The sequence below is a fragment of the Paenibacillus sp. VCA1 genome, from assembly GCF_031583795.1.
GTDB classification, from domain to species: Bacteria; Bacillota; Bacilli; order Paenibacillales; family Paenibacillaceae; genus Paenibacillus_AQ; species Paenibacillus_AQ albilobatus.
Map to the genome: position 1 here is coordinate 492,330 of NZ_JAVLSX010000001.1, position 12,859 is coordinate 505,188.

At 54.6% G+C, this 12,859-nt stretch carries 14 protein-coding genes; 9 read left to right on the top strand and 5 right to left on the bottom strand.

Annotation, left to right across the window (positions count from 1 at the left end; genetic code table 11):
* Nucleotides 1-41: 41 nt before the first annotated feature.
* On the bottom strand, nt 42-938 hold the full coding sequence (locus RJP21_RS02060; RefSeq protein WP_310857894.1) for a putative RNA methyltransferase: 897 nt from the start codon (nt 936-938) through the stop codon (nt 42-44).
* A 406-nt stretch (nt 939-1,344) separates the two neighbouring features.
* Between RJP21_RS02060 and RJP21_RS02065 the strand changes: the two genes are divergently transcribed.
* From RJP21_RS02065 to RJP21_RS02075, 3 genes are all read left to right on the top strand, one after another.
* Nucleotides 1,345-1,779 (top strand): Rrf2 family transcriptional regulator, encoded by a 435-nt coding sequence (locus RJP21_RS02065; protein ID WP_310857895.1) that lies wholly within the window; start codon nt 1,345-1,347, stop codon nt 1,777-1,779.
* A 222-nt stretch (nt 1,780-2,001) separates the two neighbouring features.
* Entirely contained in the window at nt 2,002-2,529 is a 528-nt protein-coding gene (locus tag RJP21_RS02070; RefSeq protein WP_310857896.1) for a sigma-70 family RNA polymerase sigma factor, read from the top strand.
* A complete protein-coding gene (locus RJP21_RS02075; protein WP_310857897.1) occupies nt 2,519-3,907 on the top strand; it encodes a DUF4179 domain-containing protein in 1,389 nt (462 codons plus the stop codon). Before RJP21_RS02070 ends, RJP21_RS02075 begins: the two co-directional genes overlap by 11 nt.
* A 64-nt stretch (nt 3,908-3,971) precedes the next feature.
* On the opposite strand, the gene RJP21_RS02080 is transcribed toward RJP21_RS02075, so the two are convergent.
* Nucleotides 3,972-4,553 (bottom strand): LOG family protein, encoded by a 582-nt coding sequence (locus RJP21_RS02080; RefSeq protein WP_310857898.1) that lies wholly within the window; start codon nt 4,551-4,553, stop codon nt 3,972-3,974.
* 397 nt (nt 4,554-4,950) lie between these two features.
* Here RJP21_RS02080 and RJP21_RS02085 point away from each other — a divergent pair, with 397 nt between their 5' ends.
* Nucleotides 4,951-5,997, top strand: coding sequence for a lactonase family protein (locus tag RJP21_RS02085; protein ID WP_310857899.1), 1,047 nt, complete (start codon nt 4,951-4,953; stop codon nt 5,995-5,997).
* 132 nt (nt 5,998-6,129) lie between these two features.
* Here the strand turns inward: RJP21_RS02085 and RJP21_RS02090 are convergent, their stop codons facing one another.
* Nucleotides 6,130-6,336 carry a winged helix-turn-helix transcriptional regulator gene (locus RJP21_RS02090; RefSeq protein ID WP_310857900.1) on the bottom strand — a complete coding sequence of 69 codons (207 nt, stop codon included), beginning with the start codon at nt 6,334-6,336 and terminating at the stop codon, nt 6,130-6,132.
* A gap of 208 nt (nt 6,337-6,544) precedes the next feature.
* On the opposite strand from RJP21_RS02090, the gene RJP21_RS02095 reads away from it, so the two are divergent.
* The 4 genes from RJP21_RS02095 to RJP21_RS02110 all read left to right on the top strand — a co-directional run bounded on the left by RJP21_RS02095 (nt 6,545) and on the right by RJP21_RS02110 (nt 9,715).
* Entirely contained in the window at nt 6,545-7,645 is a 1,101-nt protein-coding gene (locus tag RJP21_RS02095) for a sulfate ABC transporter substrate-binding protein (RefSeq protein WP_310857901.1), read from the top strand.
* Nucleotides 7,646-7,675: 30 nt separating this feature from the next.
* Nucleotides 7,676-8,515, top strand: coding sequence for a sulfate ABC transporter permease subunit CysT (gene cysT / locus RJP21_RS02100; protein WP_212958046.1), 840 nt, complete (start codon nt 7,676-7,678; stop codon nt 8,513-8,515).
* Nucleotides 8,516-9,376, top strand: a complete 861-nt coding sequence (gene cysW / locus RJP21_RS02105) for a sulfate ABC transporter permease subunit CysW (RefSeq protein WP_310857902.1) — start codon at nt 8,516-8,518, stop codon at nt 9,374-9,376.
* A gap of 111 nt (nt 9,377-9,487) precedes the next feature.
* A complete protein-coding gene (locus RJP21_RS02110) occupies nt 9,488-9,715 on the top strand; it encodes a YezD family protein (RefSeq protein ID WP_160039018.1) in 228 nt (75 codons plus the stop codon).
* Nucleotides 9,716-10,003: 288 nt separating this feature from the next.
* Here the strand turns inward: RJP21_RS02110 and RJP21_RS02115 are convergent, their stop codons facing one another.
* On the bottom strand, nt 10,004-10,870 hold the full coding sequence (locus RJP21_RS02115) for a hypothetical protein (protein WP_310857903.1): 867 nt from the start codon (nt 10,868-10,870) through the stop codon (nt 10,004-10,006).
* A 72-nt stretch (nt 10,871-10,942) separates the two neighbouring features.
* Nucleotides 10,943-11,596 carry an MgtC/SapB family protein gene (locus tag RJP21_RS02120; RefSeq protein ID WP_160039014.1) on the bottom strand — a complete coding sequence of 218 codons (654 nt, stop codon included), beginning with the start codon at nt 11,594-11,596 and terminating at the stop codon, nt 10,943-10,945.
* Nucleotides 11,597-11,996: 400 nt separating this feature from the next.
* Here RJP21_RS02120 and RJP21_RS02125 point away from each other — a divergent pair, with 400 nt between their 5' ends.
* Nucleotides 11,997-12,560 carry a glycerol-3-phosphate responsive antiterminator gene (locus RJP21_RS02125; RefSeq protein WP_160039012.1) on the top strand — a complete coding sequence of 188 codons (564 nt, stop codon included), beginning with the start codon at nt 11,997-11,999 and terminating at the stop codon, nt 12,558-12,560.
* Nucleotides 12,561-12,859: the final 299 nt, after the last annotated feature.

Sequence of the window (12,859 nt, forward strand, 5' to 3'; positions counted from 1 at the left end):
TGAGGTACGCTTTTTTTAGCGGAAAAGATGTTCCGAAATATTCACTTTATGAAATGTTTGCCCCATAAAATATAGAAATCGAACGTCATCCTAAAGGAGCTTTGGGCGAGCAGCCGACGAACCCGTTCCTCGGGCGCATGCCAGGACAGCGGCGTCATCCGGAGCATCGCCTCCAAATGCCGCGGGTCGAGCAGCGTTTCGTATCGAACGCGCCGCTCTTTCATATCCGGAAAATGTTCGGCGAACAAAGCGGCCGTACGTTCCGGATCCTTGTCCCGCCGGACCTGGCGGCCGTACAGAAATTGCCGGAGTTCCCGCAAATATTCCGGTCCCGGGACCACTTTGGCCAGCATGCCGCCGTTGGCGAGCAGCCTTCGGAATTCCCCGTAGTTGGAGGGGGACAATATGTTCGTGATGACGCCAAAGCTTTCGTCTTGAAACGGGCAGCGGGCCAAATCGGCCACGCACCAGAGGGCGCGGGGGTTTCCTTTGGCCGCGGTCCTGACGCCCGGTTTGGACAGATCCGCCCCGACCGCGATGACGTCCCGATGCAGACGAGATTCAAGTTGGGCTTGAAGAGCGGACAAATGCGATCCTTCGCCGCATCCGGCATCCAGGACGGCCATCGGGGCAGTTGGTTCCGGCCCGAAATGTTCCGCTATGACGGCAAACAGCTCTTCCAGCAACTTGTTAAAATACCCGCTGCCGTTGATCAGCTTGCGCGCCGCAAACAGCTCTTTATCGTATTTGCCCGGCTTCGCGTTCGGCATCAAGTGAACGTACCCGTCGCGGGAGAGATCGAACAGATGGCCCGACGTACACGACAGGCTGCGTTCGTTCGCCAAGTTCATGGCCATGCCGCAGACCGGGCAGCGGAAAAGGGATACGTGGCGGGCCAGCAGGCCAGCCAGCGATAACATATGTTCTTTTTTGGACAACGCAAATACACCCCATTCATTCGTTTGGTTCGGGATTTTGCAAATCCCGGGTCAAATGAAAAAGGCGCAGTTAAATAAACCTCGGCTCAGGCTTCAAAAAAAAGCGGCCGGGCTGATTTAAACCTGCACCTCTCATTAACGTAAACGAATGTAATGGATCATGGCCGGGTGTCAGCTCCTTGTCCGAAATTCGCGGAAGTCGTTTTCCGGTATCCCTATTGTAACGCAAACCCGAAACAAGATAAAATCACAAGGATGGGGTTTATCTTTTCAGCGCGAAGATACACTAGAAATGTAACGGTACACGATACGTGAGAAAGTCCTCGGGAAAGCTTGGAGAAACGGCCGACCCAGGTTGACATCAGCAACTGTTAACCATATAATTACAGTATAAGGAGGAGCAAAAATGAATAGTGAGTTTAACATTGCCGTCCATTGTTTAACCCTTCTTAGCGTAAAAGAGGAACATATGGCTAACAGCGAGGAAATCGCCAAAAGCGTCTGCACGCATCCCGCCCGCATCCGCAAAGTGCTCGGCCTGCTGCGCAAGCATGGGTACGTGGCGACAAAGGAGGGCGTCGGCGGAGGATATCTGCTGAATCCGGAAACGGAAAACGCGACGCTGGGAGACTTGTATCGCCTGCTTGCCCGAGGTTCCTTGAAGCCGGGATGGTGTTCCGGCGGCGAGGAGCTTCCTTGCGAGGTCGCGTCCAATATCCAGGGGGTTATGGATCAAATATACAGCGGCGGGGAATCGGCGCTGGAGCGTTATTTGGACGGAATTACGATGAAGGACGTCAAACGCCAAATCGTCGAGGCCGGCACCGCGGACCCGGTGTAACGTCAAAACATGGCTATAAAACAGGCAGCTTCCGAAGCGGGGGGCTGCTTTTTTGCTGCTTCGTCTTGGCCAACGCCGGCAACGCCGAAAAAAATAAAACCGTTTGCGTTTCGTCGCTGTCTTATAAGTATGGAATTTGCAAAATCCTTCATCGATTCCGGCAAGCCCGATCCGTCGATGAACTTCACCGGCCGGTGAAAATGCAGGAAAGGGGCAACGTTTATGGTGGACCCGAAACGTTCCGCCGCTGCCAGCCAAGGAAATGAGGAGACGTTTTACGCCCAGGTATCCGGAGTAAAGAGAAAGCTGTACGGCATCGCATACAGCTATTTGGGTCATGAGGCCGATGCGCTTGAGGCGGTGCAGGAAGCGGTGTGCAGAGCCTGGATGAACTACGGCAAGCTGAAGGACCCTTCGGCGTTCCAGGCATGGCTGATCCGGATTTTGATCCGCTGCTGCATCGATGAACAGAAGCGGAGGAAGCGGCTGCTTCCTTTAAACGTGGAGAGGGAAGAACGCGCGGCCGAAATGATCAGCGACAGCAGGCTCGACCTGCATCAGGCGATGCAGCGGCTGCGCCCGAAATACCGGCATGTGCTGACGCTCAAATATTATCAGGACATGACGCTTGCCGAAATCGCGAAAGTGCTGGACAAACCGGAGGGGACCGTAAAAACGTGGCTTCACCAAGGCTTAAAGCAACTGCGGGGGAAAATGAGCGCGGGAGGCGAATTATACCATGGCAAATGAGGAGCGGCTGCTGGAGCAGTATTTCGAGCCGGCGCACATTGCCGAACGGAGAATTTCGGAGGAACGGCTGGAAAGCGCGGTTCGAAGCGGCATGCTGCGGGGCGGCCAGGCGAGGACCCGGCGGAGAATCGGCAGAACGGCTGTGTCCTGCGCGGCGGCGTTATTGCTTATCGTGGCAGCCGCCGTTTATGTGCCGGACATGCGTTTTGGAGGCGGCCTCAAAGAGTTGCAAACGGCAGCCGATCAGCGAATCCCGTCTTATGTGGAATGGGAGGTCGGCAAAAGAGGGATGCTGCGCGAGGCGTTGGATCAGGGAAAATATCAGCCGGTGGGCAGGGCCGCATCCTATGACGGGTTTCATGTTACGGTGGACGGGATCATGACCGACCGGAAACATCTGGTTTTGTTTTATACTTCCAAAAGCGATAACGGGGAACGGATCAAACCGGTGAATCCCGGGCTGTATACGACCGTCTACGATAAGCTTCCTTACAAGCAATTCGTTCGGGACACGAATGAGAGGACGGGTTATTATGACAACGGCAGCTATCGCGATATGCTGATCTTTGATCTAACGGGAGGCGGAAAGCTCCCGGATGAGTTTTATTTTTCGGGCGAATGGGACAACGGCGAGTTTCCGGCAACGCGAAAATTTCTGGAAGTGAAGATTCCGGTGGATGCCTCCAAGCTTGCGGTGCTCGAACGAACGGTGCCCGTAAATCACATGTTTGATTTTGAAGGCGTCAAAATCAAGCTTGAAAACATGGTTCAAGTTCCGGAACGCATAAACTTAAGCCTAGCTTCGGATGCATCCGGGATGCAAAAATTCGCCCGTTTTTTGGATTGGGAGCTTCGGACGAAAAACGACCGCGGAAACGTGCTCCCGCTGGCGATGGCCGTAGAAACGGAACCCGGCAAGCGAATATTTGGTTTTTATGCTCCGGACTATGTGAAGGGGGACCCGCTCGAGCTGCGAGGGTCATGGATCGAAACGGCTTTTGAGGGAGAAATGAAGCTCGTGATCGACACGAATCAATTTAAGCTGATACAGGCGCCGGACGACAGGCTCAAGCTGGCTTCCATCGAAACGTCAAGTGAACGGATCCGGATTACGTCGGGGTTCCAAAGCATGGATTCGCGCATCGGCCAGTTTTTGAAAATAAAACCTGAATTTACGGATGGAAAAGGGAACAAACACGTTCTAATGAACAACAGCGAGGTACTTCACGAAGGATGGAAAAAGAATGCGGACAGCGGCTTGGATGAGTATTATTTCGACATTGCCGGCAAGTCCTACCCGCAGCCGTTGACCTTTGAAGTCGAACAATACCCCGGTCAGCTGATCAAGAAGCCTTTTAGCCTTACGATTCAAAAATAGCGCAAAACAAAAAAACAGACCGGGCGTTTCAAGCCTCCGGTCTGTTTTTTCTCTCTATCCATTGTTACGTTTGATCCGGTTTGAGGAAGGTTTTGACGGCAGGCGGCTCATAGGACCCGAATTGATCGAGCAGCCGGCCCGGGTCCGTGTCGACAAGCGCCATGGATAAATATTTTTCCTGTAGAAACTGCTCGTTTGCCATATGTTTGAAAAACTCCAGCAGAGGATCGTAATAATGGTTGATATTCAGAAACCCAAGCGGCTTGCGGTGCAGTCCGAGCTGGGCCCACGTGAAGATTTCGAAAAACTCCTCCATCGTACCCGGTCCGCCCGGAAGGGTCATGAAACCCTCGGAAAGCTCGGCCATTTTGGCCTTCCTTTCATGCATGGAATCGACGATGATCAGCTCCGTGAGATGTTTGTGGGAAATTTCCCGTTTATCCAAAAAGCCGGGCATGACCCCGATGACCTGTCCGCCTTCGGCCAATACGGAATCCGCCACGGCCCCCATCACGCCGATGCTCGAACCGCCGTAAACGAGCGTAATGCCGCGACGCGCCAATTCTTTGCCAAGCTGCTTCGCGCCTTCCACATAGACTTCCGACGCGCCTTTGCTCGAACCGCAAAATACTGCTACCGATTTCAATCCAAACTCCTCCTCCAATGCGTTTTTTCATCTAGACATTGCCGTTTTCTCTTGAACTTATTCCCTTTTGCAGGACTTGCCTCAGCGTGCACGGGAGGCACCGAAGCGTATCCTCCTCTTGACAATGGACCCAAGCGGGATGCCGGATTCCTGCCTGAACGGGAAAAATGGAGAACTCGCGTTCTGATTCCATTATACCGTTACTAAGTTACCGCATAAAGGAAGAAGTGAAACGAGCCCTGTTTTCGGATCGATGCGGATTGCGGGAGGTTTCCTAATCGGGAACGTCGAAAACGAACTAAACGTTGCCGCCCGGCGCCGAAACGATTATTGTAGGGATAACGGACATGACATTGGATGCAGCAGGAAACCTAAAATGAAGGAGCGTCGATTCAAAATGAGCGACAATAAAAGATGGTTTTACGCCGGCACGTATACCGGGGCGGACGAACAAGGGATTTTTCTTTGCGTCCTCGACATGGATAACGGAAGCATGGAAATCGTGCACGGAACGGACGGCATCGCCAATGCGTCGTTTCTGGCTCTGAATGCGGCCCAGGACCGTTTGTATGCAGTCAGCGAGACCGGGGACGGCGAAGTATGCGCTTATGCGGTGGACGGGGCAACGGGAAAACTGCAGCTGCTTGACCGCAAACCGACGCATGGATCAGACCCATGTTATATATCCCTCACCCGGGATGATACCCATGTGCTGGCAGCCAATTACTCCAGCGGTCACGTCAATGCCTACCGGATCGAAGGCGACGGAAAGCTGGCCGAGGCGGGCCTCGTTCGCCACAGCGGCGGCAGCGTCAACCCAGAGCGCCAGGAAGCGGCGCATCCGCACTCGGTGTTCCAGGATCCATCGGGGAAATACGTGCTGGTCTGCGACCTCGGTTTGGACGAAATCGTCATTTACCGTTTGGAGGGCGGTGAGCTTCAAGTACATAACCGGGTAAAAACGGCTCCCGGGGCGGGACCGCGGCATTTCGATTTCCATCCGTCAGGCCGATGGGCATACGGCATCAACGAGCTGGACGATACGGTTAACGTTTATGCGTTTGACGCGGAGGCGGGGAATTTGCAGGTGATGCAGACCTTGTCCGCATTGCCGGAAGGCGCCGCGAGGGGAAGCAGCAGCGCGGACATTCACGTCACGCCGTGCGGGCGTTTCCTGTATGCCTCGAACCGCAGCGACGACAGCATCGGACTGTATCACATCGATCCTTCCACAGGTCTGCTCACGGCGGTCGAATGGGTATCGACAGGCGGACAAACCCCGCGCAACTTCGCGATCGTCAAAGGCGGATATTTGCTTGCGGCCAATCAGAACGGCGATTCGGTCGTCTCTTTCAAAATCGACAAAGACAGCGGACGTTTGACGCCGACGGGACATGCGCTGAAGCTGCCGAAACCCGTTTGCATCGTTCCGGTTTATAAATAATCGTCCTTCTTGAACAGGCGGCTTCCGTATTTAAGCGGAGGCTGCTTTTTCATATGTGGTCTACCAATAATGACGCTTGGGTGTTATTCCGAGCTTGCCATTAATGCGGCCTTCAAGAGCGTCGTTTCTTCATCACCCTTCTTGTTGCTCACGTTCTTGATGAGTTAATCCCCACTGGGCCATCTTCTCTGAAATAGGGATGAACGTCTTTCCGTGTTCGCTAAGTGAGTACTCCACTTTCGGGGGAACTTGGGCCGGATCGATAGAAAAAAGGTTGCTTTTTTCTAAAAAAAAGGATTGACGGCGCAATGGGCCGTGATTACAATACGAATATAACATACTAAACAGGTAGGATTAATTGAAATAAAACCGGCTTGAAGATGGATGGACATACGATCGTTCCCGCCGTACAAACGGAGGAACCGCCGATTACGAATGATGCAGCGTGTTTTTTTGATGCGCCCGTCATTTGGAAAGGGGTTTCTCCGTTTTTTTTCTTACCTGAATTCCAGGCGGGGAACACAATTTAAGAAATGGGAGTGGGACCATGGTGAATCGCAAGGGGATCCGAATCGCAAAAAAAGGGGCGGCCATTTCGCTTGTGCTGCTGCTGACGGCGGCGCTTGCCGCCTGCGGGGGCAAAAAAGAAACGGGGGAATCCGCATCGGCGGAGGGACAAAACCAAAGCAGCGAAGCGAAAAGCGGAACAAAGGAGATCAATCTGCTGAACGTTTCCTACGATCCGACCCGGGAGCTTTATGAAAATTACAACAAGGCGTTTGCGGCGTATTGGGAAAAAGAAAAAGGGCAAAAAGTGACGATCAAGCAATCCCACGGCGGATCCGGCGCGCAGAGCCGTTCCGTGATCGACGGGTTGGAGGCGGACGTGGTGACGCTTGCGTTAGGCTACGACATCGACGCCATCCAGAAAAAAGGGCTCATCAAGGAAGGCTGGCAGAGCAAATTCGACTTGAACAGCACGCCGTACAATTCGACCATCGTCTTCCTGGTGCGCAAAGGCAATCCGAAGGGCATCAAGGACTGGAACGACCTCATTAAAGGCGACGTGCAGGTCATTACGCCGAATCCGAAAACGTCGGGAGGAGCAAGATGGAACTACCTGGCGGCATGGGGATATGCCCTGAAGCATAACAACAACGATGAGGAGAAAGCAAAAGAATTCGTGCGCGAGCTTTTCAAGCATGTCCCCGTGCTGGACACCGGCGCCCGCGGGGCGACGACGACGTTCGTGGAGCGGGGCATCGGCGACGTGCTGCTGGCTTGGGAAAACGAAGCGCTGCTGTCGGTGAAAGAGCTGGGGCCGGACAAATTCGACATCGTCTATCCATCGGTCAGCATTTTGGCGGAGCCGCCGGTAGCGGTCGTGGATAAGGTCGTGGACAAAAAAGGAACGCGCGAAGTCGCAGAAGCTTACCTGAAATATTTGTATTCGGAGGAAGGTCAAAAAATCGCCGCCGAAAACTTCTACCGTCCGACGCTGCAATCGGTGCTGGAACAATACAAAGACACGTTCAAATCGCTCGATCTTTTTACGCTGAAGGATGTCTTCGGCACATGGGACGAGACGCAGGCCAAACATTTTAACGACGGCGGGGTATTCGACCAGATCTATACGCCGGGCAAATAAAGCGTGCGAAGGCAGGAAAGAGGTGAACTTATGGGCCAAGCAAAAACAAGGCGGAGCCGGGTTCTTCCCGGCTTTGGCCTGACGCTCGGGTTCAGCGTCGCGTATTTAAGTCTGATCGTCCTGGTGCCGCTCTCCGCGCTGCTGATCAATTCCACCGGGCTTGACTGGGCGAAGTTCTGGCAGGTGGCGACCGACCCGCGCGTGCTTGCCTCGTACCGGATCAGCTTCACGACGTCGGCCGCGGCGGCCCTTGTGGATGCGGTGCTCGGCCTTTTGCTGGCCTGGGTGCTCGTCCGCTACGAATTTCCGGGAAGGAAGCTGTGCGACGCCCTGATCGATTTGCCGTTTGCGCTGCCGACGGCGGTGGCCGGCGTGTCGCTGACGGCCTTGTACGCCCCGAACGGCTGGATCGGCTCGCTGCTGGCGCCGCTTGGCGTCAAAGTCGCCTTTTCCCAGCTTGGGATCACCCTGGCGCTCATGTTTATCGGTCTGCCGTTTGTCGTCCGGACGCTTCAGCCGGTGCTGCAGGATATGGAACGCGATGCCGAGGAGGCTTCCGCCACGCTTGGAGCGGGCAGGTTCCGGACGTTCCGCAGCATCGTGCTGCCGGCCCTCGTTCCGCCGCTTCTGACCGGCTTTGCGCTGGCTTTTGCCAGGGGGATCGGGGAATACGGTTCGGTCGTGTTCATATCCGGCAACATGCCGATGAAAACGGAAATCGCTCCGCTGCTGATCATGTCGAAGCTGGAGCAGTACGATTACGCGGGAGCGTCGGCGGTGGCCGTTTTGCTGCTGCTGATTTCGTTCCTGATGCTGCTGGTCATCAATTCGCTGCAGCGATGGTCCGGCCGAAAAAAGGAGGCGGTATAGATGGCGGGAGGCGTACCCGGAGCTGCCGCCGTGCGCCAGGTGCAAACCTCGCGGGCGGCGACCGAAGGGCCTTTGGTTAAATGGCTGCTGATCGGCGCGGCGGGTTTGGTGTTGTTATGGCTGATCGTGCTTCCGCTTGCCGTCGTCCTGACGCAGGCGCTTAAAAAGGGATGGGATGTTTATATCAGCGCCCTCTCCGACCCCGACGCGCTGTCGGCGCTCAAGCTGACGCTGCTTGTGGCGCTGATTGCCGTACCCCTCAATACGATTTTCGGGGTTGCCGCGGCATGGGCGATCGCCAAATTCAGGTTTAAAGGCAAAGGGGTGCTCATTACGCTGATCGATTTGCCTTTTGCGGTTTCGCCCGTGATCGGCGGGCTGATCTTCGTGCTGGTGTTCGGGGCTAACGGCTGGTTCGGCCCGTGGCTTGCGGACCATGACGTCAAAATCATTTATGCCGTGCCGGGCGTTGTGCTCGCCACGATTTTTGTCACCTTCCCTTTCGTGGCGAGGGAGCTCATACCGCTCATGGAGGATCAGGGACAGCAGGAAGAGGAGGCGGCCATAACGCTGGGCGCGAAGGGATGGACCGTCTTCACCAGGGTTACGCTGCCAAACATCAAGTGGGGGCTGATCTACGGCATCATCCTGTGCAACGCGAGGGCCATGGGCGAATTCGGCGCGGTATCGGTCGTTTCGGGACATATTCGCGGCGAGACGAACACGCTGCCGCTGCATGTCGAGATTTTGTACAACGAATATCAGTTTTCGGCTTCGTTCGCCGTCGCATCGCTGCTTTTGCTGTTGGCCCTTGCCACGTTGCTGATCAAAAGTTTGTATGCCGGAAAAAACGCGCATTGACAGTCTTTTTCCCGGCATGATAATGTAACTTTAAAACATAGTAATTTGGTTGGAAAAGAATGATTTACCATGTGCATCAATATCGTTCTGAACGCAAAGGAGGCGCTTGTCATGGCAAAAGGGCTCCAGTTAAATGAGGTATGGCTCGAGAGGATTGCCGGCCAATTAAACGACATGGAATTCGGCTCGCTTCATATCGTCGTGCATGAAGGCCAGATCGTGCAGATGGAACGGACGGAGCGGAAGCGTTTTGAGAATACGCCCTCCAAACCGGCCAAAGCGGGGATTGCCTCCCGGGCGAGGCAGGATCTGAAAAAGGCGGCCCAGGACCGCCGGTAAGGACAGCCGGGCCGGCAGCCTTAGCCGCTTCAAAATTGACAGCAACGCAAATAGCATCCGGGCAGAACGGAAAAAGGCAAAACCCGCTGACGCATCAAGCCGTAACGAAGGCTTGCCCGTCAGCGGGTTTTGTTTATCATATCAGAATACTACAGAGCCATTGCTTCCTGATATTGCATGAAAAACTACCTTTAAACGCGGTCTGTCTTCTTAGGATCCAATAAATTCTCGGGGCTCTCCGCAAAGTACCTGAATCAGCTTCGAAGCTGATTCAGGTACTTTGTGGGATTATTTTCTTGGCGGCTTCCGGTCGTCTGTCTCGAGCAAGTCCTCCGACCCTGCATACGGGCGGTCGCGACGCGAACGTTTGGGGTTCACGCCGAATCCGCATGCAAACAAGACGACTTGAAGGGCCAATATGTACGGCGCGGCCCATAGGCCTGCAAGATGCGCCAGCGCAGCCGCGCTGATGCCTAAGGCCAATATACGATAGGCGTATCTGAGCGAGTCTTTGCGCGGCGTCATGACGGCAAAATAAAAGGATACGACGGCCGCCAGGCAGGATACGAAACGCATCCACAGCTCGGCGCTTGTCCAGGAAAGCAAGGGAAAGTCACGTTCCTGGAATTGCCCGTAAAGCTGCACGCTCCAATAAACTACGAATGCCAACAGAAAAAAAGGCACCGCAGGGCGTACCAGCTTCCAAAACGCCGTCCCCCAGCCCGGGTTGTCCAACCATCTTATAATAGAGGCCTGTTCGCGGATTTTTTTCCTGATTTCGCGATCGAGCAGCCGTTCCAGCTGACCATGGCGGGAAGCGTCCCGTTCCTTCGCATAAGCGTCGATGGCTTCGATCATTTCCGTCGTCACCAAAGGGGCCGCTTTGCACTGCTGCAGAAGGAAATGCACCGATTCAGGCTCATGTTCCGCTTCTTCCGGAGCCGGCTCCGCATCGCCGCCCAGCAGGCCCTGCGCCCGGCAATACAAGTCGAGCGTCTGCCGCAGCCTCTCCAGCCGGGCCGAGGCCGCCTTGCGGTAAGAGCGGGCGGTGCGGATGTATATCCATAAAAACACGATGACCGCAAACCCCGTGACGATGATCCCGGTTTGCGTATCGGTAAGATCATTGGCATGAATCCAAGCCGCAAACGGCAACGCGAATACCCTCCTTCACCGCTTTTGATTCCACTATTGCACAACAAGCTCCGGATTTCAATATTTCCTGGATTATTCCAGCTTCGCGGACAAAATATGCGGCAAGCTGTCGAGGTTCTCGAGCAGTTCCTGCAGGGTTCCGTTATGTTTTGTTTTGGCTTCGATTTTGAGATGGTACATGCCGAGGCGTTCGGGGTCCTGCTCCATTTCGTACGACGAGATGGATATTTTGCGGGACGTTAGCGACTCCAAAATCGGTTTGACGGATTCTTTGGCATCAAGCTCGAAGGAAATTTGCAGCGTCCGCCCGGACTTGAAAATCATGCTGAGCAGCTCCAGGCCGATCATGACCAGCACCGTCGCGCTGATGCCGGCGGCGTACATGCCCGAACCGATGGTCAGGCCGATGCCCGAGGTGGCCCACACGCCGGCCGCCGTCGTCAGCCCGCGCACCATTTTCCGTTCAAGGATGATCATGCCTGCGCCGAGAAAGCCGATGCCGCTCACCGCCTGGGCCGCGACGCGGCTCGGGTCGAGCGCGACGTGATCATGCTCCAGCACCTGGGAGAAGCCGTATTGCGATACGAGCATAATAAGCGCGCTGCCGACGGCGACGAGAAAATGGGTCCTGAGTCCGGCTTCCTTTGCCCGCAGCTCCCGCTCCAGACCGATGATCGCTCCAAGCAGCCCGGCGACCGCCAGACGGATGATGTACTCTGCAACCATACATTCATCAGCTCCTTTTGCAAAATAAAAAACAGCTCCTGAACCATTACCCATAACCGTTCTTTGGATATATATGGTTTATTTTTCTATGATATCAGAAAGAAACGACTCCAAGCGGACCTTTCTCATGTCCGGGCAAAAAATCGGCTCTTGAAGGCGATAAAAGCTGCTCCTTCCTCTTCTGCACTTAATGTACGACACGGGGCGGAATATTAAACCGTGTTGCGGTACGAATATTACCGGGTAGACACCGCTTACATTTTGATTTATACTAAGCGCAAGTTCATAAAAGCGGCGGAGAAAAGGAGAACACGTGAATGAAGTCCCCTCGGGGACCGTTTGGTGTTTTTCTTTTCTCTTTTTCGTATTAGGGCAATAAAAAAGAACGGGGGAGCGACACATGTCTTTTACGAATCAACTTATTTTGCCGGCAGCCCGTAAAGTGAAGGATCTGGAGAAGCTGATGAAGTTGTCGTACGAATACATCGTCATTTTGGATACGCACGTCAGCCAAATCAACTCGATCGTTCAGCTGGCGAAATCCCATGATAAAAAGCCGCTTCTCCATGCGGATCTGATCGAAGGGCTGAAAAACGACGAATACGCCGCGGAGTATCTATGCCAGGTCGTGAAGCCGGCAGGCATCGTCTCGACCCGGGCCGGGGTCATCGCGAAAACGAAGCAGAACGGGCTTCTTGCAATTCAGCGTCTGTTTCTGCTGGATACGAACGCGCTGGAGAAAAGCTACGCGATGTTTAAAAGGACGCAGCCCGATTACATCGAAGTCCTTCCGGGCGTAATTCCGCATATGATCACCGAGGTCTCCGAACGGACCGGCATTCCGGTTTTCGCGGGCGGACTGATCCGGACGGTCAACGACGTGGAACAAGCCGTTCGCGCGGGGGCGTCCGCCGTGACGACGTCGAACGTCGAGCTGTGGAAGCATTTTGAGCATAAGGACTAAGGCGGAGCCGGATGGAGAGGCAGGTCGTCAATACGACGACGGTGCTGGGGGCGGCTTTATTTGGCGGGGCTGCCGTCGGCTTCCGGAACAACAAAGGGGAGATCTCGGGAAGCTGAGATCGGACCGGTCATTCAAACCGGCCAGGCCATGCCCGGGAATAAGAGCCGCCTTAACGAGGGCAGGAAAAAAGCCGTTCGGGCCGTCATTGCTTATAAATAGGGATATTGCAATTTTCATTTGCGTGTTATAATAACAACAAGTTCATACGACGGTAGGAGACGTTTGAGAAAACCACGAAC